At 70.2% G+C, this 24,794-nt stretch carries 21 protein-coding genes; 15 read left to right on the top strand and 6 right to left on the bottom strand.

The genetic code is table 11. The features are described from left to right. Positions 1 to 13: 13 nt before the first annotated feature. Positions 14 to 1,471, bottom strand: a complete 1,458-nt coding sequence (locus tag ACZ5U5_RS19040; RefSeq protein WP_469022928.1) for an FAD-dependent oxidoreductase — start codon at positions 1,469 to 1,471, stop codon at positions 14 to 16. 29 nt (positions 1,472 to 1,500) lie between these two features. Here ACZ5U5_RS19040 and ACZ5U5_RS19035 point away from each other — a divergent pair, with 29 nt between their 5' ends. Together ACZ5U5_RS19035 and ACZ5U5_RS19030 are read left to right on the top strand one after the other, a co-directional pair. Beyond that, positions 1,501 to 2,157, top strand: coding sequence for a TetR/AcrR family transcriptional regulator C-terminal domain-containing protein (locus ACZ5U5_RS19035; RefSeq protein WP_469023735.1), 657 nt, complete (start codon positions 1,501 to 1,503; stop codon positions 2,155 to 2,157). Between the two features lie 9 nt (positions 2,158 to 2,166). Then, complete coding sequence (locus ACZ5U5_RS19030) at positions 2,167 to 2,331, top strand: hypothetical protein (RefSeq protein WP_469022926.1); 165 nt, start codon at positions 2,167 to 2,169, stop codon at positions 2,329 to 2,331. On the opposite strand, the gene ACZ5U5_RS19025 is transcribed toward ACZ5U5_RS19030, so the two are convergent. The 3 genes from ACZ5U5_RS19025 to ACZ5U5_RS19015 are packed head-to-tail and all read right to left on the bottom strand — an operon-like array spanning position 2,315 to position 5,789. Beyond that, on the bottom strand, positions 2,315 to 3,457 hold the full coding sequence (locus tag ACZ5U5_RS19025; protein ID WP_469022924.1) for an acyltransferase family protein: 1,143 nt from the start codon (positions 3,455 to 3,457) through the stop codon (positions 2,315 to 2,317). The genes ACZ5U5_RS19030 and ACZ5U5_RS19025 overlap by 17 nt on opposite strands. Further along, positions 3,454 to 4,812 (bottom strand): alpha-2,8-polysialyltransferase family protein, encoded by a 1,359-nt coding sequence (locus tag ACZ5U5_RS19020; RefSeq protein ID WP_469022921.1) that lies wholly within the window; start codon positions 4,810 to 4,812, stop codon positions 3,454 to 3,456. The genes ACZ5U5_RS19025 and ACZ5U5_RS19020 overlap by 4 nt, the downstream gene beginning before the upstream one ends. Further along, on the bottom strand, positions 4,812 to 5,789 hold the full coding sequence (locus ACZ5U5_RS19015; RefSeq protein ID WP_469022918.1) for a glycosyltransferase family 2 protein: 978 nt from the start codon (positions 5,787 to 5,789) through the stop codon (positions 4,812 to 4,814). Before ACZ5U5_RS19015 ends, ACZ5U5_RS19020 begins: the two co-directional genes overlap by 1 nt. Before the next feature lie 198 nt (positions 5,790 to 5,987). Here ACZ5U5_RS19015 and ACZ5U5_RS19010 point away from each other — a divergent pair, with 198 nt between their 5' ends. The 13 genes from ACZ5U5_RS19010 (at position 5,988) to ACZ5U5_RS18950 (ending at position 22,454) form a co-directional block, all read left to right on the top strand. Continuing rightward, positions 5,988 to 7,325, top strand: coding sequence for a DUF6716 putative glycosyltransferase (locus tag ACZ5U5_RS19010; RefSeq protein ID WP_469022913.1), 1,338 nt, complete (start codon positions 5,988 to 5,990; stop codon positions 7,323 to 7,325). 56 nt (positions 7,326 to 7,381) lie between these two features. Then, complete coding sequence (locus tag ACZ5U5_RS19005; protein ID WP_469022911.1) at positions 7,382 to 8,668, top strand: cytidylyltransferase domain-containing protein; 1,287 nt, start codon at positions 7,382 to 7,384, stop codon at positions 8,666 to 8,668. Between the two features lie 26 nt (positions 8,669 to 8,694). Next, positions 8,695 to 9,624 (top strand): N-acetylneuraminate synthase family protein, encoded by a 930-nt coding sequence (locus ACZ5U5_RS19000; protein ID WP_469023732.1) that lies wholly within the window; start codon positions 8,695 to 8,697, stop codon positions 9,622 to 9,624. 41 nt (positions 9,625 to 9,665) lie between these two features. Next, positions 9,666 to 10,823, top strand: coding sequence for a hypothetical protein (locus ACZ5U5_RS18995; RefSeq protein WP_469022908.1), 1,158 nt, complete (start codon positions 9,666 to 9,668; stop codon positions 10,821 to 10,823). A 932-nt stretch (positions 10,824 to 11,755) separates the two neighbouring features. After that, positions 11,756 to 13,135 (top strand): amidohydrolase, encoded by a 1,380-nt coding sequence (locus tag ACZ5U5_RS18990; RefSeq protein ID WP_469023729.1) that lies wholly within the window; start codon positions 11,756 to 11,758, stop codon positions 13,133 to 13,135. Positions 13,136 to 13,436: 301 nt separating this feature from the next. Beyond that, positions 13,437 to 14,492, top strand: coding sequence for a BMP family lipoprotein (locus ACZ5U5_RS18985; RefSeq protein WP_469022906.1), 1,056 nt, complete (start codon positions 13,437 to 13,439; stop codon positions 14,490 to 14,492). Between the two features lie 221 nt (positions 14,493 to 14,713). Further along, on the top strand, positions 14,714 to 15,769 hold the full coding sequence (locus ACZ5U5_RS18980; RefSeq protein WP_469022902.1) for a BMP family lipoprotein: 1,056 nt from the start codon (positions 14,714 to 14,716) through the stop codon (positions 15,767 to 15,769). 216 nt (positions 15,770 to 15,985) lie between these two features. After that, entirely contained in the window at positions 15,986 to 17,611 is a 1,626-nt protein-coding gene (locus ACZ5U5_RS18975; RefSeq protein ID WP_469023726.1) for an ABC transporter ATP-binding protein, read from the top strand. After that, on the top strand, positions 17,608 to 18,750 hold the full coding sequence (locus tag ACZ5U5_RS18970; RefSeq protein ID WP_469022900.1) for an ABC transporter permease: 1,143 nt from the start codon (positions 17,608 to 17,610) through the stop codon (positions 18,748 to 18,750). The genes ACZ5U5_RS18975 and ACZ5U5_RS18970 overlap by 4 nt, the downstream gene beginning before the upstream one ends. Further along, positions 18,747 to 20,009, top strand: coding sequence for an ABC transporter permease (locus ACZ5U5_RS18965; protein WP_469022897.1), 1,263 nt, complete (start codon positions 18,747 to 18,749; stop codon positions 20,007 to 20,009). Before ACZ5U5_RS18970 ends, ACZ5U5_RS18965 begins: the two co-directional genes overlap by 4 nt. Continuing rightward, positions 20,006 to 20,395, top strand: coding sequence for a cytidine deaminase (locus ACZ5U5_RS18960; RefSeq protein WP_363208869.1), 390 nt, complete (start codon positions 20,006 to 20,008; stop codon positions 20,393 to 20,395). Before ACZ5U5_RS18965 ends, ACZ5U5_RS18960 begins: the two co-directional genes overlap by 4 nt. Before the next feature lie 134 nt (positions 20,396 to 20,529). Then, the gene (locus ACZ5U5_RS18955; RefSeq protein ID WP_469022894.1) at positions 20,530 to 21,807 is read left to right on the top strand and encodes a thymidine phosphorylase; all 1,278 of its coding nucleotides are present in this window, start codon (positions 20,530 to 20,532) and stop codon (positions 21,805 to 21,807) included. A 254-nt stretch (positions 21,808 to 22,061) separates the two neighbouring features. Then, positions 22,062 to 22,454: an STAS domain-containing protein gene (locus ACZ5U5_RS18950; protein WP_469022892.1), complete on the top strand. Its 393-nt coding sequence runs from the start codon at positions 22,062 to 22,064 to the stop codon at positions 22,452 to 22,454. On the opposite strand, the gene ACZ5U5_RS18945 is transcribed toward ACZ5U5_RS18950, so the two are convergent. Both ACZ5U5_RS18945 and ACZ5U5_RS18940 read right to left on the bottom strand, forming a co-directional pair. Further along, positions 22,341 to 23,348 (bottom strand): sigma-70 family RNA polymerase sigma factor, encoded by a 1,008-nt coding sequence (locus ACZ5U5_RS18945; protein WP_469022890.1) that lies wholly within the window; start codon positions 23,346 to 23,348, stop codon positions 22,341 to 22,343. The two genes, ACZ5U5_RS18950 and ACZ5U5_RS18945, sit on opposite strands and share 114 nt — an antisense overlap. Positions 23,349 to 23,460: 112 nt before the next feature. Continuing rightward, on the bottom strand, positions 23,461 to 24,774 hold the full coding sequence (locus ACZ5U5_RS18940; RefSeq protein ID WP_469022888.1) for an MFS transporter: 1,314 nt from the start codon (positions 24,772 to 24,774) through the stop codon (positions 23,461 to 23,463). Between the last annotated feature and the right edge of the window lie 20 nt (positions 24,775 to 24,794).

Here is a 24,794-nt window from a genome sequence, read left to right as displayed (position 1 = left end):
AGCTTTATTGAGGTCAACTGTCGCGGCCGACTTTCTCCAAGTACTCCCTCAGGCCCGTCGCGTCCTCGCCCGCCCACCCGACGTACCCGTCAGGCCGCACCAGGAAGAGTCCCTTGCCGTAGGGCGCGTAGGCGTCGATGCGGTGTACGTGCACCAACTCCTCGCCCAGTGGGGGCAGTTCCGCATCCGTGCCGACCGCGAGCAGCGTGAAGTGCGGCCCCCTGAACGCGTCGAAGATCCGCCCCGCGTCGCCGCACGGCCCGTCCGGCGCGCGGTCGCCCGCCCGCAACGCCTCCTCCGCGAGGCCCGCACGGGTCTCCACCGCCAGCGAACTGCCGCGGTAGCCGAGGCCGAGTTGGCGGGTGGCCTCCCCGCGCCGCTCCTCGCCCCGGTGGATGCGGGTGGAGAGGCCCAGCATCTGCGCGGCGACGGGCAGGCGCTCGGCCTCGTACGTGTCGAGGAGTTCCGCGGGCGCGCCGTCCCGCAGGACCGCGCCCAGCTTCCAGCCCAGGTTGTAGGCGTCCTGCACGCTGGTGTTCAGGCCCTGCCCGCCCGCCGGTGAGTGCACGTGCGCCGCGTCCCCCGCGAGGAACACGCGGCCCGCGCGGAACCGGTCCGCCATCGCCGCGCGCGGCCGGAAGTCGGAGGCCCAGCGCACCTCCGTCACCGCGTCGGCGGTGAGGTGCGTACGGGCGGCGACGACCTTGCGTACGCCTTCGAGCGAGGTGTCCGGGTCGGTCCCGTCGGTGAACTGCGCCGTCAGCTGGAAGTCCGGTGTGCCCGCCAGCGGGCAGATCGCCAGGAAGCCTCCGCCGTCCTCGGCGGGCGGGAACATGTGCCAGTTGTCGCGGTCCAGGGCGGGGATGCGGACGTCGGCCACCAGGACCGGGTGCGGGTCGACCGTCTCGCCCGTCATGCCGATGCCGAGCGCCGCGCGCACGGTCGAGCGGCCGCCGTCGGCCGCCACCGCGTACGCGGCGCGAACGGTCCTGCTGTTCGCGAGCCGGGCGGTGACGCCCTCCTCGTCCTGCGTGAGGTCCGTCAGTGCGGCGCCGAACTCGATCTCCCCGCCGCCGAGTTCGAGCAGGCGGGCGTACAGGATCTCCTGCGTGCGCCACTGTGGGAGCATCAGCGGCCGGTCGTACGGGGAGTCCTCCGTCGGCTCCCTCTCGTCGAACATCCGGTGCTCGCCCTGCCGCTCGCCGTCCCGCCAGATCATGCCGACCGGATAGGTGCCGCCGGCTGCCTCGGCCGCCTCGATCACCCCGAGGTCGTCGAAGACCTCCTGGGCGCGGGGCTGGATGCCCTTGCCGCGGGACCCGGGGAAGAGCGCGCCGGCCCGCTCGACGACCAGGGCGCGCACACCGCGCCGGGCGAGGTCGCAGGCGAGGGTCAGGCCGGTGGGTCCGGCGCCCACGACGAGTACGTCGGTCACGAGGGCTGGCGTTTCCTTAACGCTGTTAAGTTCCATGCTCCAGAGCCTGCGCTTAACGGTGTTAAATTGTCAAGGTGGCTACGACACCCCTGGACCGCACCCGCGTGGCGCGCACCGCCCTCAAGCTTCTGAACGAGACGGGTCTCGAAGGGCTCACCCTGCGGGCCATCGCCAAGGAGCTGGACGTCAAGGCGCCCGCTCTGTACTGGCATTTCAAGGACAAGCAGGCGCTGCTCGACGAGATGGCGACGGAGATGCTGCGTCGCATGAGCGAGGAGCTCGCGGCGGGCGCGGTGCCGGGCGCCGAGTGGCCGGACGCGCTCGCCGCCGCGATGCGGGGCCTGCGGCGGCACCTGCTGATGTACCGCGACGGAGCGAAGGTCTACAGCGGTACGCGCTTCACGGACCTGTCGTACGCCGCCCCCATGGAGGCCCATCTGCGCATGCTCACCGACGGGGGCTTCACGCCGGGCGGGGCGGCCCGCGCCTGGCTCACCGCGTACAGCTACACCATCGGGCACGTGATCGAGGAGCAGTCCATGGGCCCCGACCCCGCGAAGGCGGAGGGCGGATACGACCTGGAGGCGCGGGCCGAGCGTCTCGCCGCGTATCCGCTCGCGGCGGCGGCCGGCCACGAGATGTTCCGGGACTACGACGCGGGGTTCGAGAAGGGCCTGGCCGCGGTGGTCGCCGGGATCGGGGCCACGATGCTGGAAACGTAGGCTTGGCCCATGAACGAAGACCCGGGTGAGACCTTGGACCGCCTTGTCCAGGAGCTGGTGGACGCCATCGGGGAGGCCGGGGCCGTCATGGACGAGGCCATCGACGTGGCCCGCGCGGTGTCGGCGGACGGCTCCGCCGACACCGCCGCGGACGGAGTCACTTCCGGGCCATGAGCCCGCCCCGGATCAGCGGCGTGAGCCGCTCTTCGACGAAACGGTTCAGCAGCCATGCGAGCAGCAGCATCGCCGCGATGGTCAGACCGAGCGTCGCGTACGAGGGAAGTCCGAGCCCCCGGTGCAGTGCGCCCACCGTGACCCAGCCCAGGTGCTCGTGCACCAGGTAGAACGGGTACGTCAGGGCGCCCGCCACCGTCAGCCACTTCCAGTCGGCCCGGTGCAGCGCGCCGAGCGCGATGAGCAGGACCGCGGCGAAGCCCGCCGTCACGACGGCGATGATGCCGAAGGAGGTGCGGTAGGAGAAGAACTCCGGGTCCGGCGCGTGCCAGAGGCGGTCCACCGCGTAGTGCTGGCCGATCAGCCAGCTCACCCCCACGATGCCCCACGCCGTCAGGTCCTTGCGGTCCCGGTGGACGAGGTAGATGCCGATGCCGCCGATGAAGAACGGGGCGTACTCGGGCATGAGGACGAGGTCGAGCAGCGGCTCGTTCGCACCCTCCGCGATGACCGCGGCCAGGGTCCACACCGCGCAGAACAGGATCACGCGGGCCCGGTTGGCGCCCGGCATCACGCCGAAGAGCGCGAAGAGGGCGTAGAAGCGCAGCTCGGCCCAGAGGGTCCAGCAGACCCCGAGCACCCGGTCCACGCCGAGCGGTTGCTGCAGCATGGTCAGGTTCACCAGGGCGTCGCTCGGCGAGACCGCCTTGTACGTCACGACCGGCAGCGCGAACACCGCCGTCACCAGGATGATCGCGGCCCAGTACGAGGGCAGCAGCCGCGAGGCGCGGGAGGCGAAGAACGCGCGCAGCGGACGCCCCCAGCCGCTCATGCAGATCACGAAGCCGCTGATCACGAAGAAGATCTGCACGCCGAGGCAGCCGTACGCGAACCAGCTGTGCGCCGTGGGGAACTGGAGCTGCGGTGAGCTTCCCCAGGCCTCGCTGATCTCGCCGTCACGTCCGCCGTAGTGGTAGGCGGCGACCATCAGGGCCGCGATGAGCCGCAGCCCGTCCAGGGCGCGGAGGCGGGGACGGGCGCGCCGGACGGCGGGGGTCGTGATCCTGAGCGCGAGAGCGTCCGCCCCCGAGGATTCCTTCGGGAGCGTCGTTGCGGGAGAGGTCATCCGAGTGCGGTCCGCTTGATGGAGCGCTGGACCGAGCGGGCGCGGCGCGCGACCCGGCGTACGGCCGCGTTGCGCGGGATGAACGAGAGCTGCGTGGGCAGCGCTCCGGGCAGGGCGAGGGCCGTGAGGCGGCGCCGCTTGAAGTAGCGCCAGGTGTGCGGGGTCAGGTGCGTCGAGAGGTACCGCTCGGCTTCCTCGCGCCGTCGCGGGTAGATCTGCGGCTGCATGGCGAAGCCGACGGCCACGAGCAGCTCGCCCAGGTCGGCGACCGGCATGCCGGGCTGTCGCCCGGTGACCGCGCCCTTGTCGGTGAGGTCCGGGATCAGCGCGTCGACGATGGTGACCGGTACGCGGTTGCTGTTCTGGTAGGGCGCGAGCCGCTCCAGAAGGGTCTCCGTGCCGGTGCGGGCGACCGGCAGGCCGTAGAGCGCGGACGCGGTGAGCAGCGCGGTCGAGAAGCAGCCGATGACGAGCGCGGGACGCATCCGCTGGTACAGGACCTCGGCGAGGACCGGCGAGTCGAGGACGGTCAGCTCCACGCCGATCGCCTCCGCCTCCTTCTCCAGCATGCGCGACCAGCGGGCCGGGGCCGTCGGATGCGGCTTGAACACCACGCGTGAGTGGCCGAGTTCGGCGGCGCCGCGCACCATGCGTACGTGCAGCTCCTCCTCTTCCTCGGCGGTCAGGATGCCGAGGGCGGAGAGGTACTGGCCCAGGAGCAGGGCGGGCTCGGCGATGTCCGGGACATCCGCGGCACCCGCGTCGGAGTCGGCGAGGCGGTCGAGCACCTTCACGAACGCCTCGGTCGGCACGATCTCCGGCTCGACGTCGAACTCGGTCAGGAGCAGCGGGGTCAGGCCGGGCACCAGGTCCAGGTGCAGCAGACGGCGGACGCGCGTGCCGACCAACGGGTCGATCTTGTTGCGGGTCGGGCCGTAGCTCATCAGGCCGTCCGCGTAGACGTCCACGGGGGCGCCCGTGAAGATCTGCGTCAGGGCCAGGGCCGGGTTGACCTGGATGGACTCGACGGCCAGCTCGATGTCGTCGTCACCGAGGTCCCACAGGAGCCGGATGTAACGCTCCCACATCGGGATGTCGTCCGCCCGGGGGGCCCAACCGCCCGGGTGGAAGGGCGAGATGGCCTCGTTCCACGACCGTACGTCGTCGAACCGGTCCCGCAGCCGTTCAAAGCCCGGCATCTCGTCCACGGCGACCGTGGTCTCCGGCGTCGCCGCGTTGTTGCTGATCAGCAGCAGCCGCCGGTCGGCGGGACCGAAGCGGTCGGCGTCGATCGCGGCGGCCAGCGTGGCGGTGCCGTACAGCGTGGACGCCAGGAAGATCTGCGTCGTCGCCATTACGCGGCCACCTCCGCCGACACCGGGCGCCGACGAAGACGGCGAAGGCGGGTCGCCCGCTGTATGTCCATGGAGTCGAGGGCGTCGTCGAGAACGCCCTGCGGCATCCGCTTCAGGGCGGCCGCACTCAGTGACTTCAATTTCCGCGCCACTTGTGGCTCGAACCTTTCGATGGATCCCAGATGGTGGGAAATGATCGCGCAGTAAGTACGGACTGCCTTCGGCAGGAGTTTGTCCGCGTCCCGGTCCGCCGCTGTTTCACGGACCACCTGGTCGAATGCCCGAATGAAATCGAGCTGCCGTACGTCGCCGATCTGTGTCAGTGACGAGGCGACCCCGCGCCGGTAGAAGACGCCGAGCAGCCCCACCGCGGCGAAGGATTCCGCCTCGCGGTGCAGCCGCCAGATCCACGGCCGGTCCTCCGCGGTGCGCAGACCGTCCGTGAAGTGCAGCAGGCCCTGGTCGGCCAGGCGCCGGTGGTAGATGCCCGCCCAGGCGTACGCGTAGTCGACGGACGTCGACCGGTCGGCGGGCAGGATGACGTCCCGCGGCGGCATGACGACACCGCGTCTGCCGTGCGGGACACGGTGGATGCTGCGGGCCCGAGCGGTGCACTGCACATGGTCGGTACGCACGAAGTCGCAGCCCAACTGCTCGATGGCGCCGACGAGTTGCGCGTAATAACCGGGGGCGAGCCAGTCGTCACCGTCGAGGAAGGTGAGGTACTCGCCGCGCGCCGCGTCAAGGCCCGTGTTGCGGGCGGTCGCCAGACCGCCGTTCTTCTCATGTCGGAGATGGACGGCACCGGGCAGCTCGCGCGCGGCACGCTCCAGGATCTCTGGAGTCTCGTCCTTCGAACAGTCGTCGACGAGAATGAATTCGAAGTCTTCGCGTGCGTTCGCCCGCAGACTCCTCAAGGTGTCGGGCGCGTATTGCTGCACGTTGTAGAACGGCACGATGACGGAGAGCTTAACCACGTGGGTGACGTTAGGTGTCGGCCCGGCATTCGTCTTGGCCGAAGGTGAGATGCCAGGTGAACGACGCATGGCGGAATGGTTAACCCGCCTGCCGACCGGCGTTTCCCCGGGCCGATTCGCCATTCGTCGGCGTGCTGTTAACCGTTTGTTGCACCTGAGTTGGGCCGCCAATCGGAATGCCTTCCTAGCGTCTTGGCTGTGCCAGTAAGCAACAGCGGGACGACACGGATCACCGTGCTCGCCGACTCCGACACCCGGTGGAAATGGGGCGCGCTCACCGCGAGCCGCCTCGCCGGCGAGGGAGCGGATTCGGGTGAGGCAGCGGACATGCGCCTCGATGGACGCCTCCTGAGAGGCCGGGCCACGCCCACCGTCCGTCAGCTCGAAGAGGTCGGGGTGCGCGCGGACTCCCTCCGCGAGGTGACCGCCGTCGAATTCCTGCGCGAGGTGGAGCGCGACGCGCCCGACGTGATCGTGCTCGCCCTCGTGGGCGGCGCGGTCCAGGCGGTGCTGCACGGGCTCGCCCGGGTGGCGGTCTCCTTGAAGCGGCGCCCCGTCGTCGTCACCGGGTATGTCGGCGTCGTCTACGAGAAGCTCGCCGACGGCCTGCTCCTTCGCCACGGCGCGGACGTCGTCCTCGCCAACTCCCGTCAGGACGCGGAACGTTTCCGCGCCGTGTACGAGGGGGTCGGCGCCGACGCGTCGGCCGTCGTGGAGAGCGCGCTGCCGTTCCTCGGCGGGGCTGTGTATCTCGACGGGGGCCAGAAGAGCGACCCGTACACGGTCGTCTTCGCCGCGCAGCCCTCCGTGCCGGACAGCCGCGCACACCGGACGTACCTGCTGCGCCGCATGGTGCAGCACGCACGGCTCCACCCGGACCGTGAGGTCCTGATCAAGCTGCGCAGCAAGCCCGGCGAGCACACCACGCACATCGAGGAACTGCCCTACCAGAAGCTCGCCAAGGGCGAGGACCTGCCGCCCAACTGCCGTCTCGTGTACGGGAACATGGGCGAGGTCCTCGACCGCACCGACCTGCTCGTCACGGTCAGCTCCACCGCCGCGCTCGAATCCCTGCACCGCCGCATCCCGACCGCGGTCCTCACCGACCTCGGGGTGCGCGAGGCACTCGGCAACCACCACTTCATCGGCTCCGGATGCCTGGCGTCCTGGGACGAGATCGACGCGGGGCACAGCCCCGAGGCCGCTCCGGAGTGGGTCGCACGGCAGGGCGTCGCGCCGGACGGGACGTACGCGAAGGCCTTCGACGCGGCACGTGAGCGCGTCACGAGTCTCCTCGCGCAGGACCAGCTGCCGCCCATCACCCCGTACTACAGCCTCATCACCGCCCCCGGATACCTCCCCGGCATCCTGGCCCGCCACCACCTCGGCCCGGACGGCGCCCCGCTGCCCGGCGCGCCCGCCGCGGACCGCGAGCCCGGCCCCGTGCGCCAGGCCGTCCGCAGCGCGGCACGCGGCGCCTACCGGCACGGGGTGCAGCGCGTGGCCCCCGTCATCCGGCGGATGGGCGAGCTGTGAACCCCCCGCAAGGCATCCCCAGACAAGGCACTCACGGCATCCCTCAAGGAGCCCCTATGTCCCACCCCCACCCAGCGGGAACCCCCGTACGCCGCGTCCTGGCCGTCATCCCGGCCCGCGGCGGCTCCAAGGGCGTACCCGCCAAGAACCTCGCCCCGGTCGGCGGTGTGCCCCTGGTGGCGCGCGCCATCCGCGAGTGCCTGGCCGCGCGGCTCGTCACGGACGTCGTCGTCTCCACGGACGACCACGTGATCGCCGAGGCCGCGCGCTCGGCCGGCGCCGAGGTGGTCCTGCGGCCCGCGGCGATCGCGGGGGACACCGCGACCAGCGAGGCCGCGGTCCTGCACGCCATGGACGCCCACGAGTCGCTGCACGGCACCTCCGTGGACGTCGTCCTGCTCGTGCAGTGCACCAGCCCCTTCATCGTCCGCGAGGACGTCGACGGGGTGGTCGGCTCGATCATCGACGGCGGCGCGGACACCGCGCTGACCGTGGCGCCCTTCCACGGCTTCGTCTGGCGGGACGCCGACGACGAGCCCAAGGCCCTGGACGCGCGCCGCACCGGCGAGGTCGGCGGCACCACGAAGCTGGCGAGCTCCACGGCCACCGACGGCGGTTACGGCGTCAACCACGACAAGTCCTTCCGCCCGCGCCGCCAGGACCGCCCCCAGGACCTCCTGGAGACCGGCGCGGTCTACGCCATGGACGTGGCCGGATTCCGCGAGCACAAGCACCGCTTCTTCGGGCGTACCGAACTGGTCCGCACGGACCCGGCGCGCGTCCTGGAGATCGACGACCCGCACGACCTCGCCCGCGCCAGGGCGCTCGCGCCGCTCTTCGACTCCGGCCGGGCCGACGCCCTTCCGACCCGCGACGACATCGACGCGGTCGTACTCGACTTCGACGGCACCCAGACGGACGACAGGGTGCTGATCGACTCCGAAGGACGGGAGTTCGTCTCCGTGCACCGCGGGGACGGCCTCGGCATCGCGGCCCTGCGTGACGCGGGCATCCCGCTGCTGATCCTGTCCACGGAACAGAACCCGGTCGTCGCCGCGCGGGCCCGGAAGCTGCGGCTTCCCGTCCTGCACGGCATCGACCGCAAGGACCTCGCACTCAAGCAGTGGTGCGAGGAGCAGGGCATCGCTCCCGAGCGCGTGCTCTACGTCGGAAACGACGTCAACGACCTCCCGTGCTTCGGCCTCGTCGGCTGGCCCGTGGCGGTCGCGAGCGCCCACGACGTCGTACGCGGCGCCGCACGCGCGGTCACCGCTCTCCCCGGTGGTGACGGCGCGATCCGAGAGATCGCCGCATGGATCCTCGGCCCCTCCCTCAACAAGTAAGGAACGTTCCTGCCATGAGCTCTACGATCTCCAACTCCCGTCTGCGCAACTTCGGTTCGAAGACGGCCGGACCCGGTCAGCCCGTCTACATCACCGGCGAGATCGGCATCAACCACAACGGCGAGCTGGACAACGCCCTCGCCCTGATCGACGTGGCCGCCGACGCCGGCTGCGACGCGGTCAAGTTCCAGAAGCGCACCCCGGAGATCTGCACCCCGCGCGACCAGTGGGACATCGAGCGCGACACCCCCTGGGGCCGGATGACGTACATCGACTACCGCCACCGCGTGGAGTTCGGCGAGTCCGAGTACCGCGCGATCAGCGACCACTGCGCCAAGCGCGGCATCGACTGGTTCGCATCGCCGTGGGACACCGAGGCCGTCGCCTTCCTGGAGAAGTTCGACCTCCCGGCCCACAAGGTCGCCTCGGCCTCCCTCACGGACGACGAGCTGCTCCGCGCCCTGCGCGCCACGGGCCGCACGGTCATCCTCTCCACGGGCATGTCGACCCCGAAGCAGATCCGCCACGCGGTCGAGGTCCTCGGCTCGGACAACATCCTGATGTGCCACGCCACGTCGACGTACCCGGCGCAGGCCGAGGAACTGAACCTCCGCGTCATCAACACCCTCCAGCAGGAGTACCCGAACGTCCCGATCGGCTACTCCGGCCACGAGACGGGCCTGCAGACCACGCTCGCCGCGGTCGCACTCGGCGCCGCCTTCGTGGAGCGCCACATCACCCTCGACCGCGCCATGTGGGGCTCGGACCAGGCCGCGTCGGTGGAGCCCCAGGGCCTCACCCGCCTCGTCCGCGACATCCGCACCATCGAGGCCTCCCTCGGTGACGGCGTCAAGAAGGTCTACGAGTCGGAGCTCGGCCCGATGAAGAAGCTCCGCCGCGTCACGGGCGTCGTCGCCGAGGCGGACGCGGCCGAGCGCGAGCCGGTCGCGGTCTGAGCCCGAGACCCCCCACCAGGACAGGACACGGTCATACGACGATGAGCCCCCGAACCGGGCCGACGGCCCCCACCGCTGCGGCGCCCACCACCCTGGCGTTCGTAGAGAGCCCTGTGCAGCTCCTCAACGTCCTTGAGTGGGCGCATTCGGCAGGGGCGATCGGCCCGGCCGGCTCGGCCTCCCCGGCCCGCCCGGCCGGGGGGCTCACCGTCGTCGTCCTCTCCCCGAACGACCCCATGACCCGCGGCCAGCTGCGCCGCATGGCCCAGCTGGCCCGCGACGAGGGCCTGAACGTCCGCTGGGAGGAGGCGCGCGGCGGCCCGGCCGCTCCCTTCCAGACCATCGGCGGCCTGACGGGCGCGCTGCGGGCGGCGGAACGGATCGTGATCGGCGACCCGTTCTCGCGCTACGTACAACTGCTCCTGACGATCACGCGGGCCCGCTCGCTGGTGGTCGTGGACGACGGCACGGCGACGATGGAGTTCATCTCCCAACTGGCGGCGGGCGAACGCCTGGTGCGCTGGCACCGCCGCGGGGGCCGCCCCGGCATACGCGACCTGGCCTTCGCCCCGGTCTCGTCCTCCGCCCGCCGCCGCCTGACGCCCGGCGGCAAGCGCACGGTGGAGGTCTTCTCCTCCATGCCGATCGAGTCGGCGCCGGACGGTGTCGTCGTGACGGCCAACACCTTCGCCTGGACGCGGGACCGCTTCGGCCCGCCGCGGGTGTCGAAGGGTGCGGACCTGGTGGGTACGTCGCTGGTCGAGACGGGCGTGGTGGACCCCGACCGCTACGTGGAAGCGGTCCGCTCCCTGTCCCGCGCCCACGGCGCGACGCGCTACTTCGCCCACCGCCGCGAAAGCTCCGAGAAACTCCACCGCCTGGCGGTGGAAACGGGCCTCCAGGTGGTCCGCCCGGACCTCCCCCTCGAACTGATCGCCCGCAGGGGCCCGATCGGCCGGACGATTCTGAGCTTCCCCTCAACGGTGGTCCACACCCTCCCCCTGGCCCTGGCGGGCACGGAGGTCCGAGTCGCGGTCTGCGACATCGACCCGGCCTGGCTCACGGAAAACGCCTCACCAAGGGCGCAGGGCTTCTTGTCCGGCGTAACGGGAACGGCACGGGACGTACACCGCCTCGCATCGGTGGCATCGACGGCTTCGCCCCCCTCTCCGACGCGAGGCATAGCGGCTACGGCGTGACGCCCGCCAAGGCCCCGCCCCAGACCCCCTCCGGCTCCGTCGGTCCCGACCCCGCCCGAACCTCAAGCCCTCCCGCCCCCCCCACGGGCCCACCCCGATGCCCCACGGGCCCTCCGATGCGCCACGGGCCCTTCCAGATGTGCCATGGGCGCGGGATCGCAACAAATTCCCAGAAACCACGCCCCTAGAGCCCCCTAGCGGGACTTTGCTACACCCCGCGCCATCCGCCGCGCATCCGGCGACTGATTGACGGGCCGACGTAAGGCCGCCCTGCGACGAACCGGTCCGCGCCCGCTTGACGAGACCGGCACCCAACCCCAAACCCGCCGCGCCCCCTGTCGCCCCCGGGTGCCCGCGACGAACTGGTCCGCAGTCGGCACGCACACCCCACGCCGATGTCGGCCCTGGTCGAGAGTCCCGCCCCCTGAGGCCGTCCGGTTGTCTTCCCTCGCGTGGTGGAGGGGCGGGTGTCAAGGGTGGAGCGCAGCGGAATCGGCGCAGCCGACGCGACGCAGGAGCGCCCTTGACTCCCGGCCCGGAACCACCAACCTCGCGACACCGGATGGCCCCGGTGCCAGTCGAAGCTGCCGGCCTACCGAAGCTGCCGCTCCCGGCGCGTCCCTCCCCCTTCGCGACGCGAAGTACGCGTACACCTACACCCACGCCTACGCGTAACCCGCATGATCCTGAGCCCTCGTGGTACCCGTGGGGGATCCGGCGCCGTAGTTGCCCCTGTGGGACTAGCCCCGGGGGCGGCCCCGGAGCCCGGGCTCACCGCTTAAGGAGCCCTGAAAAGCCACATAGCCTACCCAGCCCAACTACCGGCCATGCGCCACGCGGCCACTTTTTCTTACCCTATCGGGCTGAACTTTTGTTGATCGTGGGTCAGTTGGCCCACGCGCCGCCCTACCCTTCAGAGGGTGAACCAACTGATGTCACGAGAGTCCGAGCGAGGGTCCGGGGCCGATCTGCCCGGGGAAACACCGGGGGACGCCCCCGGGGAAGCAGTACTCCCCGGCACGCTCCCGGACGACCTGCGCGCCGAACTCATCGCCTTCCGCCGCGACTTGCACATGCACCCCGAGCTCGGAAACCAGGAGTTCCGCACCACCGCGGCCCTCAAGGCCCGGCTCGAACGCGCGGGCCTCGAACCCCGCGTACTCGCCATCGGCACGGGACTCGTCTGTGACATCGGGACCGGTGAGGCAGGTGAAGACGACGAGTACGGCGAGTACGGCGAGGACGGCGAGGACGGCGAGTACGGCGAGGACGGCGAGTACGGCGAGTACGGCGAGTACGGCAAGTACGGCGAGGGCAGCGGTGGCCGTCCGCGCCGCCCCATGCTCGCCCTGCGCGCCGACATCGACGCGCTGCCCATCCCTGACACCAAGCTCGGCTCCCCGTACCGCTCCACCGTGCCCGACCGCGCCCACGCCTGCGGGCACGACGTGCACACCACCGTGGTGCTCGGCGCGGGCCTCGTCCTCGCCGAGCTCGCGAAGCAAGGGCAGCTGCCGCAGCCCGTACGCCTGATCTTCCAGCCCGCGGAGGAGGTCCTGCCCGGCGGTGCGCCCGACGCCATCGAGTCGGGTGTGCTCGAAGGGGTGGGGCGCATCATCGGCGTGCACTGTGACCCCCGTGTCGACGCCGGGAAGATCGGGCTGCGGCACGGTGCGATCACCTCCGCCTGCGACCGGCTGGAAGTCTCGCTCGACGGGGCGGGGGGCCACACCGCTCGGCCCCACCTCACCACCGACCTCGTCACCGCCGCCGCCAAGGTCGTCACCGAGGTCCCCGCCCTGGTCGCCCGCCGCATCGACGCCCGTTCGGGGCTCGCGGTGACCTGGGGCCGCATCGAGTCCGGGCACGCCTGCAACGTCATCCCGCAGCACGCCGAACTGTCCGGCACCGTCCGCTGCCTGGACCTCGCCGCCTGGCGGAAGGCGCCCGACCTGGTGCATGGCGCCATCCAGGAGATCGCCGATCTCTATCGCGCCAAGTCCGAGATCAATTACATCCGTGGCGTGCCACCCGTCGTCAACGACCCTGACACGACCGACCTGTTGAGGGAGGCCATGGAGCTGCGCCTCGGGCCGCACTCCGTCGAGGACACCGAACAGAGCCTCGGGGGAGAGGACTTCTCCTGGTACCTCGAACACGTCCCCGGAGCCATGGCTCGCCTCGGCGTCCGCACACCCGGCGAGCGCACCGTCCGCGACCTCCACCAGGGCGACTTCGACGCGGACGAGTCGGCGATCACGGTCGGCGTCGAGATGTTCACCGCCGCCGCGCTGCTCGACGGGGCCCGGTAGACAAGTCCGGTAGACAAGCCCGGTAGACAAGCCCGGTAGGTAACCACCGCTATCGGCCGGTTACGACGGTCCCGTTCATCCGGACGTAACCGGCCCTCGGCACGAATAGGTAACGGCAGTGCGAAACCCCGTTCCCCTCCCTTTCTACGCGCGTTACTGTGCGCCGAAATCAGGCCCTTCAAGGGTGCTTTGGGGAACGTAAGGGGTGCGTCCTATGCGTCTTCGTCAAGGATCTTGTGGAACCCGGAACTCCCGTGAGACCCGGGACTCCCGTGGAACCCGGGGATCGAGGCTCTCCCAAGTGGCCGTCGTGGTGGCGTCCCTCGCCCTCGCGGCCTCAGCGTGCGGCAAGACCAGCAACGAGGCGTCGGAGGACGAGGGCAAGGACGACAAGTCCGGTGGTTCGTCGAAGTACGACGACAAGGGCATCGGCCTCGCGTACGACATCGGCGGCCAGGGCGACCAGTCCTTCAACGACGCCGCCTACGCCGGATACGCGAAAGCCCGCAAGGACTTCAAGATCGGCGGCGTCGACATGGAGCCGGGCGACGGCGAGTCCAGTGCCGACAAGGTGCAGCGGATCGAGCAGCTGGCCAAGCAGGGCTACAACCCGGTCATCGGCGTCGGCTACATCTACGCCCCCGCCATCAAGGAAGCCGCGGCGAAGTTCCCGAAGACCACCTTCGGGATCATCGACGACAACACCGTCAAGGCGGACAACGTCTCCGACCTCGTCTTCCACGAGGAGCAGGGGTCATATCTGGCGGGCGTCGCGGCGGCCAAGGCCACCAAGGCCGATCACGTCGGGTTCATCGGCGGCGTGGACATCCCGCTCATCCACAAGTTCGAGGCCGGCTTCGTGCAGGGCGTCAAGGACACGAACCCCAAGGTCAAGATCGAGAAGCAGTACCTGACCGAGAAGCCCGAGGACGGCGGCTTCAGCAGTCCCGACAAGGGGCAGAACGCGGCCAGCGGCCAGATCGAGTCGGGCGCGGACGTGCTCTACCACGCGGCGGGGCTCTCCGGGCAGGGCGTGATCCAGGAGGCCGGCTCGCAGAAGGTGTGGGCGATCGGTGTCGACTCCGACCAGTACAAGCAGAAGGCCCTGGCCAAGCAGAAGGACTACATCCTCGGCTCGGCCCTCAAGGACGTCGGCGGGGCGGTGTACGACCTGACGAAGTCGGTCGTCGAGGGCAAGCCCATCACGGGCGAGCAGCGCTACGACCTGAAGTCGGGTCGCGTCGGCTTCGCCGACAGCAACCCGAAGTACACGGCGATGAAGGACGTGGTCGCCGCCGTGGAGAAGGCCGAGAAGGACATCGTCGACGGAAAGGTCACGGTCAAGACCACTCCGTAGCCGGTCCGTCGTCATCAGGCGGAGACAGGTGGGGCGCCCCTTGAGTGAGGGGCGCCCCACAGCGCGTACATGCTCCCGCAACCTCGCGGCCACAGCTCGATAACGGACGGGACAGAAGGGTTCTTATGTCAGGTCTACGCGCGTTACGCTGCGGCGAAATCAGCGCCAGGTGAGGCGCTCGTACGTGCTTGTGCTTGCTTGTACATAAGGAGTTCCTCTCTATGCGCCGGGTTTCACGAATCGCCGCAGCGGGTGTGGCCACCGCCGCACTCGCCGTCACCGCCACCGCTTGCGGCGGCACGTCCAGCGACGCCGCAGGCTCCAAGAGCGACGGCAAGAGCAAGGGCGTCGCCATCGCGTACGACGTCGGCGGCAAGGGCGACCAGTCCTTCAACGACGCCGCGACCGCCGGCATGGACAAGGCCGCCAAGGACCTGAAGATCGGCAAGAAGGCGGTCGAGCCGAACGACGGCGAGTCCGACGCCGACAAGGCCCAGCGCCTCACCCAGCTGGCCAAGCAGGGCTACAACCCGGTGATCGGCGTCGGTTACGCCTACGCCCCCGCGGTCAAGGAAGTCTCCGCCAAGTACCCGAAGGTCACCTTCGGCATCGTCGACGACGAGACGGTCAAGGCCAAGAACGTCGCCGACCTGGTCTTCAGCGAGCAGGAGGCCTCGTACCTCGCGGGCGTCACCGCCGCCAAGACGACCAAGAGCAAGACCGTCGGCTTCGTCGGCGGCGTGGACGTACCGCTGATCCACAAGTTCGAGGCCGGCTTCACGCAGGGCGTCAAGGACACGAACCCCAAGGTCAAGGTCGTCAAGCAGTACCTGACGGAGAAGGCCGAGGACGGCGGCTTCACCAGCCCCGACAAGGGCAAGACCGCCGCGCAGGGTCAGATCGAGGACGGCGCCGACGTGGTCTACCACGCCGCCGGTCTCTCCGGTCAGGGCGTCATCGAGGCCGCCGCCGCCAAGAAGGTCTGGGCGATCGGCGTCGACTCCGACCAGTACAAGCAGGACGCGCTCGCCAAGTACAAGAAGTACATCCTGACCTCCGCGACGAAGGACGTCGCCGGGTCGGTCTACAACCTGGCGAAGTCCGTCGCCGACGACAACGCCGAGGGTGGCGTCGTCCGCGCCGACCTCAAGTCCGGTGGCGTCGCGCTCGCCGACTCGAACCCCGAGTTCAAGAAGAACGCCGGCCTCCAGGCTGCCCTGAAGAAGGCCGAAGAGGACATCATCAGCGGCAAGATCAAGGTCAAGGCCACGCCGTAACGGCTGACGTCACCGCAGCGTGACGACAGCGCGGCGACCGCCTCGACATCGGTCGCCACAGCCGTAACAACAGCGTGATGGTCGCGGAACGGGGTGTGGGGGACGATGGTTTCCCCCGCGCCCCGTTCGCGCGGCCCACTGCCCAACTCCCGTCGAACCAGGGGCGCTACGCGCGTAGGTGGCCCCTTTCCTGAGGATTCCCGAGGAGAGTGCGCCATCGACGCGTCCACCAGTCCCGACAAGGGTCAGACCACTGCCCAGGCCGTTGCCGTTGAACTCACCGGCATCACCAAGCGCTTCCCGGGCGTGGTGGCCAACCACGACATCCGCCTGATCGTCCGCAAGGGCACCGTGCACGCCCTCGTCGGCGAGAACGGCGCGGGCAAGTCGACCCTGATGAAGATCCTCTACGGCATGCAGAAGCCGGACGAGGGCACCATCTCCGTCGACGGCGCCCAGGTGACCTTCTCCAGCCCCGCCGACGCCATCGCGCGCGGCATCGGCATGGTCCACCAGCACTTCATGCTCGCCGACCAGCTGACCGTCCTGGAGAACATCGTTCTCGGCAGCGAGAAACTGCACGGCATCGGTGGCGCGGCCCGCCGCAAGATCGCCGAGATATCCGACCGGTACGGCCTCGGGGTGCGCCCCGACGCCATGGTCGAGGACCTCGGCGTCGCCGACCGGCAGCGCGTGGAGATCCTCAAGGTCCTCTACCGCGGCGCCACCACGCTGATCCTGGACGAGCCCACGGCCGTGCTCGTGCCGCAGGAGGTCGACGCGCTCTTCGACAACCTGCGCGAGCTGAAGTCCGAGGGCCTGTCCGTCATCTTCATCTCCCACAAGCTGGGCGAAGTCCTGTCCGTCGCCGACGACATCACCGTCATCCGGCGCGGCACGACGGTCGGCACGGCGATCCCCTCCGAGACGACTCCGCGCCAGCTCGCCGAGCTGATGGTCGGCAGCGAGCTGCCCACCCCGGAGACGGCCGAGTCGACGGTCACCGACCGCGCGATGATCGAGGTCAAGGAGCTCAAGCTGCTCGCCGACGGCGAGTCGGGCCGCGCTCTCCTCGACGACATCTCCTTCACCATCCACGAGGGCGAGGTGCTCGGCCTCGCGGGCGTGGAGGGCAACGGCCAGACCGAGCTGATCGACGCGCTGATCGGCCTCAAGCACGCCGACTCCGGCGTCATCCGCATGGCGGGCAAGGACATCACCGACCTGGCCACGCGCCACCGCCGCGAGCAGGGCGTCGGCTACATCCCCGAGGACCGCCACCGCCACGGCCTCCTCCTGGAGTCGCCGCTCTGGGAGAACCGCATCCTCGGGCACGTCACCGAGAAACCCAACTCCCGCGGCAAGGGCGGCTTCTGGCTCGACCCCAAGGGCGCGCAGGCCGACACCCGGCGCATCGTCGAGCAGTACGACGTCCGTACGCCCGGCATCGACGTCACGGCCGCGTCCCTCTCCGGCGGCAACCAGCAGAAGCTGATCGTCGGCCGCGAGATGAGCCACAAGCCCCGCTTCCTGATCGCCGCCCACCCCACCCGCGGTGTGGACGTCGGCGCGCAGGCCCAGATCTGGGACCAGATCCGTGAGGCGCGGCGCGAAGGGCTCGCGGTCCTGCTCATCTCGGCGGACCTGGACGAGCTGATCGGCCTCTCCGACACCCTCCGCGTGATCTACCGCGGACGGCTCGTCGCCGACGCCGACCCGGCCACCATCACGCCGGAGGAGCTCGGCTCGGCCATGACCGGCGCGGCCTCCGGCCACCTCGAACACGTAGAAGAAGACCCCGAAGAGGGCTCTGGCGACGCTTCGGAGGACGAGGCCCGATGAAGAAGTTCGACAAGGAGCGCGTGCTCCTCGCGGTGGCCGGACCGGTCATCGCGCTCGTCGTGGCCGTGGCGCTGACCTCGGTCGTGCTGCTCGCCTCGGGCAAGAACCCGATCGAGCCGTACACGCTGATGCTGGAGCAGATCAGCTACTCCGACGTCCAGGTCCTGACCATCAACCAGGCCGGGATGTACTACCTGGCGGCGCTCGCGGTGGCCGTCGGCTTCCGCATGAACCTGTTCAACATCGGTGTGGACGGGCAGTACCGCCTCGCCGCGATGACCACCGCCGTGGTCGGCGCGCACATCGCGCTCCCGGCCCCGCTCCAGATCCCGCTCCTGATGCTGGTCGCCATGCTCACCGGCGCCTTCTGGGCGGGCATCGCGGGCATCCTGAAGACCACCCGCGGGGTCAGCGAGGTCGTCGCGACGATCATGCTCAACGCCATCGCGACGAGCGTCATCGGCTACATGACCCTCACCGACAACTTCGGTGTCCCGGTCGGCAACAACCAGACGACCGGCGAGATGCACAAGTCCGGCTGGTTCCCCGGGATCAGCATGGGCGAGTCCGGCGAGATCTACGGCTTCGTGATCATCGCCGCGCTCGCGGGCGTCCTGTACTGGGTGATCCTCAACCGCACCCGCTTCGGCTTCGACCTGCGCGCCACCGGCGCCTCCACGTCGGCCGCCGCGGCCTCCGGTGTGAACGCCAAGCGCATGGTGCTCAGCGCGATGCTGATCTCCGGCGCGGTCGCGGGCCTCGCCGGCATGCCGATCCTGCTCGGCGACACCCACACCTACAGCCTCAGCTTCCCCGCGGGGCTCGGCTTCACCGGCATCGGCATCGCCCTGCTCGGCCGCAACAGCCCGGTCGGCATCGCCTTCGCCTCGCTGCTCTGGGCCTTCCTCGACAAGGCGTCGCCCGCCCTCGACTACGCGACCCCGGTCGCGTACGACAAGGAGATCGCGGTGATCATGCAGGGCCTCATCGTGATCGCGGTCGTCGTCTCCTATGAGGCCGTACGCCGTTGGGGCCTCAAGCGCCAGCAGCGCCGCGTCGGCGAGGAACTGGCCGCCGCAGCCCGCAACAACGGCAACAACGGCAACAACGACACCGTGAAGGAGGTGGCTGCCCGATGAGCTCGGCAACCGTAGCCAAGCCCCCGGCCAAGCAGCCCGCGCCGGGCCGCCGCCGCATATCGCTCCCCGTCCTCCTCCTGGTGATCGCGGGCGTCCTCGTCCTGACGTCCGTGGTCCGGCTGATCACCGACGCGAACGGCATCACCTCCACCGGCCAGATGTCGACCGCGCTGCGGCTCGCCGTGCCGATCGGCCTCGCGGGCCTCGGCGGTCTGTGGGCCGAGCGTGCGGGCGTCGTCAACATCGGCCTTGAGGGCATGCTGATCCTCGGCACCTGGTTCGGCGCGTTCGCCGGTTACCAGTGGGGCCCGTGGGTCGGCATCCTGTTCGGCATTCTCGGCGGCGCGCTCGGCGGTCTGCTGCACGCGATCGTCACGGTCACGTTCAACGTCAACCACATCGTCTCCGGTGTGGCCATCAACATCCTCGCCCTGGGCGTCACGCGCTACCTCTCCACCTTCGCCTTCGAGGGCAAGGAGGGCGGTACGTCGAAGCAGTCGCCGCCGGTGGACTCGCTCGGGGAGTTCTCCGTGCCGGGCCTCTCCAACTGGCTGCAGGACCTGAACGAGAAGCACTGGTTCCTCGTCTCGGACATCGCGGGCCTGCTCGGCGGCCTGTTCACGAACCTGTCGCCGCTCACCGTCATCGCCATCGCGATGGTGCCGCTGAGCTGGTGGGTCCTGTGGCGTACGGCGTTCGGTCTGCGCCTGCGCTCCTGCGGCGAGAACCCGGTCGCCGCCGAGTCCCTCGGCGTGAACGTCTACAAGTACAAGTACCTGGCAGTGATCATCTCGGGCGGCCTCGCGGGCCTGGGCGGCGCGTTCCTGTCCCTGGTCGCCTCCAACATCTACCTGGAGGGCCAGACCGGCGGCCGCGGCTACATCGGCCTCGCGGCCATGATCTTCGGCAACTGGATGCCCGGCGGCCTCGCGCTCGGTGCCGGCCTGTTCGGTTACACCGACAGCCTGAAGCTCCGGGGCGGCGGCACGAACGTGCACGCACTGCTCCTGCTGCTCGCGATCCTGCTGGTCATCGGCGCGGCGTACCTCGTATGGCGCAAGCGTTACGTCCCCGCGGCGATCACCGCGGCCGTCTCGGCGCTGATGTTCGCGTGGTACGGCTTGACCGACGAGGTGCCCAACCAGGTCGTCACCGCGACGCCGTACGTCGTCACGCTGCTCGTGCTCTCGCTCTCCGCCCAGCGGCTTCGCATGCCGAAGGCAGACGGCCAGCCCTACCGAAAGGGACAAGGAACGTGACCGAAACCGACTGGGACGCGCTGCGGGATGCTGCGCGCGAGGCCATGTCCCGTGCGTACGCGCCCTACTCAGGCTTCCCGGTCGGTGCCGCGGCCCTCGTGGACGACGGTCGCACGGTGTCGGGCTGCAACGTCGAGAACGCGTCGTACGGCCTCGGCCTGTGCGCCGAGTGCGGGCTTGTCTCGCAGCTCCAGCTCACCGGGGGCGGCCGTCTGACGCACTTCACCTGCGTCGACGCCAAGGGCGAGATCCTGATGCCGTGCGGCCGCTGCCGCCAGCTGCTCTACGAGTTCGGCGGCCCGACGCTCCTCCTGGAGACGGCCGCGGGCATCCGGACGCTGGAGGACATGCTGCCGGACGCGTTCGGCCCGCAGCACTTGAACTGACGTACGGCCCCTGCCGGTTGTGGTCCCGTCGGCAGGGGCCTTCTTCATCTCGCGGCTCTATGCGCGTAGAGTTTCGCGATCACCATTTTTGATCCGTTGTAGATCACCGTTGTAGGCGCAAGAGGGGTTATGCCATGGACGTCATCTCCGTGATTCGTACGAAGCGGGACCGCGGCGAGCTGAGCGGCGAGCAGATCGACTGGGTCATCGACGCGTACACGCGCGGCGCGGTGGCCGACGAGCAGATGTCCGCCCTCGCCATGGCGATCCTGCTGAACGGCATGAACCGCGGCGAGATCGCCCGCTGGACCGCCGCGATGATCGCGAGCGGCGAGCGCATGGACTTCTCGTCCCTGTCCCGCCCGACGGCCGACAAGCACTCCACGGGTGGCGTCGGCGACAAGATCACGCTGCCGCTCGCCCCGCTGGTCGCGGCGTGCGGCGCGGCGGTCCCGCAGCTCTCGGGCCGGGGCCTCGGCCACACGGGCGGCACCCTGGACAAGCTGGAGTCGATCCCGGGCTGGCGCGCGCTCCTCTCGAACGAGGAGATGCTGTCGGTCCTTGACGGCGTGGGCTCGGTGATCTGCGCGGCGGGCGACGGCTTGGCCCCGGCCGACAAGAAGCTGTACGCGCTGCGGGACGTGACGGGAACGGTCGAGGCCATCCCCCTGATCGCCTCCTCGATCATGTCGAAGAAAATCGCCGAGGGCACGGGCTCGCTGGTCCTGGACGTGAAGGTCGGCACGGGCGCGTTCATGAAGACGCTGGAGGACGCGCGTGAACTGGCGTCCACGATGGTGGGGCTTGGCACGGACCACGGCGTACGTACGGTCGCCTTGCTCACGGACATGTCCACGCCGCTCGGCTTGACGGCAGGCAACGCGCTTGAGGTCCGCGAGTCGGTGGAGGTCCTCGCGGGCGGCGGCCCGGCGGACGTCGTGGAGCTGACCCTCGCGCTGGCGCGCGAGATGCTGGACGCGGCAGGCCTGAAGGACGTGGACCCGGCGAAGGCGCTGGCCGACGGTTCGGCCATGGACGTCTGGCGCCGGATGATCTCCGCCCAGGGCGGCGACCCGGACGCGGCCCTGCCGGTGGCCCGGGAAACGCACGTCGTGACGGCGCCGTCGTCGGGTGTCCTGACCCGCCTGGACGCGTACGACGTCGGCGTCGCCGCGTGGCGCCTGGGCGCGGGCCGCGCTCGCAAGGAGGACGTGGTGCAGGCGGGGGCGGGCGTCGAGCTGCACGCGAAGCCGGGCGCTCAGGTCCGCGCGGGGGAGCCGTTGATGACCCTGCACACGGATACTCCGGAGCGCTTCGACTACGCCTTGCAGGCGGTGGCCGGTTCCTTCGACATCGCACCGGAGGGCACGGGCTTCGCGCCGACGCCGATCGTCTTGGACCGCATCGCGTAGGGGTTTTCTCTCCCCCACCCCGCCCCTTCCCGAAACCATGGGGCTCCGCCCCCTGGACCCCCGGCAAGATGGCCTCAAACGCCGGCCGGGCTGGAAGTATCCAGCCCGGCTGGATACTTCCAGCCCGTCCGGCGTTTGAGGACGAACTCGGCGAAGCCGGTGATGACGGCATCCAAGGCCCCCGCGCCAGAGCGGGTTTTCGGGAAGGGGCGGGGTTGGGGAAGGTGCCCGCCGCAGGCGAAACGGACCTACCGATGAGTTCCGAGCGCCCGCACGGTCTCCCCAACATGGACGACACGCACCGGCCGGAGCTGACGCTGACCGGCACACTCGACCGAGAGGCCACGCACCGCCTCTGCGAGGAGGCCAGAAGCCTGCTGCACGCGAGCGACGCGGACACCCTCGTATGCGACGTCGCAGACGTAGGCCCGCCCGTACTCGCCGCAATCGACGCCCTCGCCAGACTCCAGCTCACCGCCCGCCGCGCAGGCGCCCGCATCCGCCTGCGCGACCCGGCCCCGGACCTGCGCGAGCTACTGGACCTCGTCGGGCTTCCCATGGAGATCGAGATGGGTCGGCAGGCCGAACAGCGGGAACCACCGGGGTGTGTCCAGGAAGCAGTGGAAGCCCGCGATCCGCCCCTCTGAGATCTCGATGACCTGAATCGCCCACGGCGTGAACCCGCCCTTCTCGGGGTCGGGCTTGTAGTGGGCGAAGCCCGGCGTGCCGTTGACATCGACCGGGAACAGGCGGCTGTCGGCGCAGGAGGCGCCCATCGTCGACATGAAGCCGGTGATGTCGGCCGTGCCGCGCAGCCACAGGTCGAACGGGGGCATCGTCATGATGGCGTCTTCGTGCAGCAGCGCCGTCAGCGCCGCCATGTCGTACCCCTCGAAGGCGGCGACGTACCGCTCAAGCAGCTTCTGCTGCTCGTCGTCGAGTGGGTTGGACACGGCGGTGTCGTCCCCGGGGCCCTCGGCCAGCGTCGCCCGCGCCCGCTGCAATGCGCTGTTGACGGAGGCCACCGAGGTGTCGAGGAGCTCGGCGGCCTCGCTGGCCTTCCACGCGAGGACCTCGCGCAGGATCAGCACGGCCCGCTGCTTGGGCGGCAGTTGCTGCAGGGCGGCGACGAACGCGAGCCGCACCGACTCCTTCGCCACGGCCGCCTCGGCGGGGTCGCTGACGGAGGGCAGCACGCGCGCGTCCGGCATCGGCTCCAGCCATACGTTGTCCGGGCGCGGGGTGAGCGCCGCCTGGGCCAGCGGCGCCGACGCCGTCAGGTCCATGGGGCGTGCCCGGCGGTTGCCCGCGTTCAGCATGTCCAGGCAGACGTTCGTCGCGATGCGGTACAGCCAGGACCTCAGGCTGGAGCGGCCCTCGAACTTCTCGTAGCTCCGCCAGGCGCGGACCATCGTGTCCTGCACCGCGTCCTCTGCCTCGAAGGCGGAGCCCAGCATGCGATAGCAGTACCCGGTCAGCTCGACCCGGTGTTTCTCCAGCGTGACGTCGAGTTCCGACGTCGGCCCTGCGATGTCAGTCATACCAACCCACCCACCCCTGCGGCTGCCACGAAAGTCCCAGCACTTTGGAAGCTACCGCAGCCCACTGACAACGGCCCCCGGAGTGAGGAAACCCGCAGGTGATAAGGGTGGTTCAGTGCGCCGCCACGAGCCCCCGCCGCTCCTGACGCGCCCGCCGCTCCTGGACCCGGGCCACGTGCGACCCCCAGACGGTGAGGGACACGACGCCGCTCACCGCGAGCAGCCCGAGGCCCACCGTCCCGGCCCAGCCCCCCGCGTGGAAGGCGACCGCGCCGAGCGTGCCGCCCGCGCTGGAGCCCAGGTAGTACGCGGACTGGTAGAGCGCCGAAGCCTGCGCCCGCCCCGTGGTGGCCGTACGGCTCACGGACGAGGAGGCGACCGCGTGACCGGCGAAGAAGCCGGCGGTGATCAGGACGAGCCCGAGCAGCACCATGACCAGGGAGTCGGAGAGGGAGAGCAGCAGACCGCCGGTCGTCGTGCTCACCGCCAGGTACAGCGCCCCGCGCCGGCCGAGCCGCGTCACCAGCTTCCCCGCGGCGGCCGACGAGACCGTGCCGACGAGGTAGACCAGGAAGATCGAGCCGATGATGCCCTGCGGCAGCGAGAACGGCGCCTCGGTGAGGCGGTAGCCGATCACCGTGTAGACCGCGCCGAACACGGTCATGAACAGCGCGCCGATCGCGTACAGACGGCACAGCAGCGGGTTGGAGAGGTGCGAACGGATCGTCCTGCCGAGCGCCTTGGGGTTGAGCGAGCCCGCCGTGAAGTGGCGCGGCGCGGGGAGCAGCGCGCGGAAGGCGAGGGCGCACAGGACGGCCACGACACCCACCACAGCCACGGCCGCGCGCCAGCCCCATGCCTGCGCGACCCAGCCGGTGATGATGCGCCCGCTCATGCCGCCGATGGAGTTCCCCGCCACGAACATGCCGATCGCGGCGACCAGTGCCTTGGGCCTGACCTCCTCCGCGAGGAAGGCCATCGCGGACGCCGGGAGCCCGGCGAGCGCGGCGCCCTGTACGGCGCGCAGCGCGATGAGCGCGCCGATGGAGGGCGCGAAGGGGACGAGAAGACCCACGACCACCGCGACCGTCAGCGAGACCGTCATGAGCGTGCGCCGCCCGAACCGCTCGCTGAGCGCGCTCAGGGGCAGCACGAAGAGGGCGAGTGCGCCCGTGGCGGCGGACACCGTCCAGCTCGCCGAGCTCGCGCTGACGCCGAAGTCGGCGGAGACGAGGGGGAGCAGCGCCTGCGTGGAGTAGAGGAGGGCGAAGGTCGCGACGCCCGCGAGGAAGAGGGCGAAGCTCATCCGGCGATAGCCGGGGCCGCCGGGGGTCAGCCGGGAGTCGGCTTCAGGAGAGGCATCAGGGGACGACGGGGAGAGGGCGGCCGCGTGGGTGACGGACGCCCCGCTACTGGCGGGAGGCATGCGTCGAACGTAGGCACAGG

This window comes from Streptomyces sp. NPDC033177, from assembly GCF_055577715.1.
The sequence above is the reverse complement of the archived record's forward strand: the minus strand, read 5'-3'. Positions and strand labels throughout refer to the sequence as shown.

Bases quoted from the DNA above. Each gene is read 5' to 3' on its own strand.
- ACZ5U5_RS18940 (WP_469022888.1), bottom strand. From the start codon at position 24,774: ATGCCTCCCGCCAGTAGCGGGGCGTCCGTCACCCACGCGGCCGCCCTC.
- ACZ5U5_RS18945 (WP_469022890.1), bottom strand. From the start codon at position 23,348: ATGACTGACATCGCAGGGCCGACGTCGGAACTCGACGTCACGCTGGAG.
- ACZ5U5_RS18995 (WP_469022908.1), top strand. From the start codon at position 9,666: ATGAGCCCCCGAACCGGGCCGACGGCCCCCACCGCTGCGGCGCCCACC.
- ACZ5U5_RS18955 (WP_469022894.1), top strand. From the start codon at position 20,530: ATGGACGTCATCTCCGTGATTCGTACGAAGCGGGACCGCGGCGAGCTG.
- ACZ5U5_RS18965 (WP_469022897.1), top strand. From the start codon at position 18,747: ATGAGCTCGGCAACCGTAGCCAAGCCCCCGGCCAAGCAGCCCGCGCCG.
- ACZ5U5_RS19030 (WP_469022926.1), top strand. From the start codon at position 2,167: ATGAACGAAGACCCGGGTGAGACCTTGGACCGCCTTGTCCAGGAGCTG.
- ACZ5U5_RS19005 (WP_469022911.1), top strand. From the start codon at position 7,382: ATGTCCCACCCCCACCCAGCGGGAACCCCCGTACGCCGCGTCCTGGCC.
- ACZ5U5_RS18950 (WP_469022892.1), top strand. From the start codon at position 22,062: ATGAGTTCCGAGCGCCCGCACGGTCTCCCCAACATGGACGACACGCAC.
- ACZ5U5_RS18970 (WP_469022900.1), top strand. From the start codon at position 17,608: ATGAAGAAGTTCGACAAGGAGCGCGTGCTCCTCGCGGTGGCCGGACCG.
- ACZ5U5_RS18990 (WP_469023729.1), top strand. From the start codon at position 11,756: ATGTCACGAGAGTCCGAGCGAGGGTCCGGGGCCGATCTGCCCGGGGAA.
- ACZ5U5_RS19020 (WP_469022921.1), bottom strand. From the start codon at position 4,812: ATGGCGACGACGCAGATCTTCCTGGCGTCCACGCTGTACGGCACCGCC.
- ACZ5U5_RS18980 (WP_469022902.1), top strand. From the start codon at position 14,714: ATGCGCCGGGTTTCACGAATCGCCGCAGCGGGTGTGGCCACCGCCGCA.
- ACZ5U5_RS19040 (WP_469022928.1), bottom strand. From the start codon at position 1,471: ATGGAACTTAACAGCGTTAAGGAAACGCCAGCCCTCGTGACCGACGTA.
- ACZ5U5_RS19025 (WP_469022924.1), bottom strand. From the start codon at position 3,457: ATGACCTCTCCCGCAACGACGCTCCCGAAGGAATCCTCGGGGGCGGAC.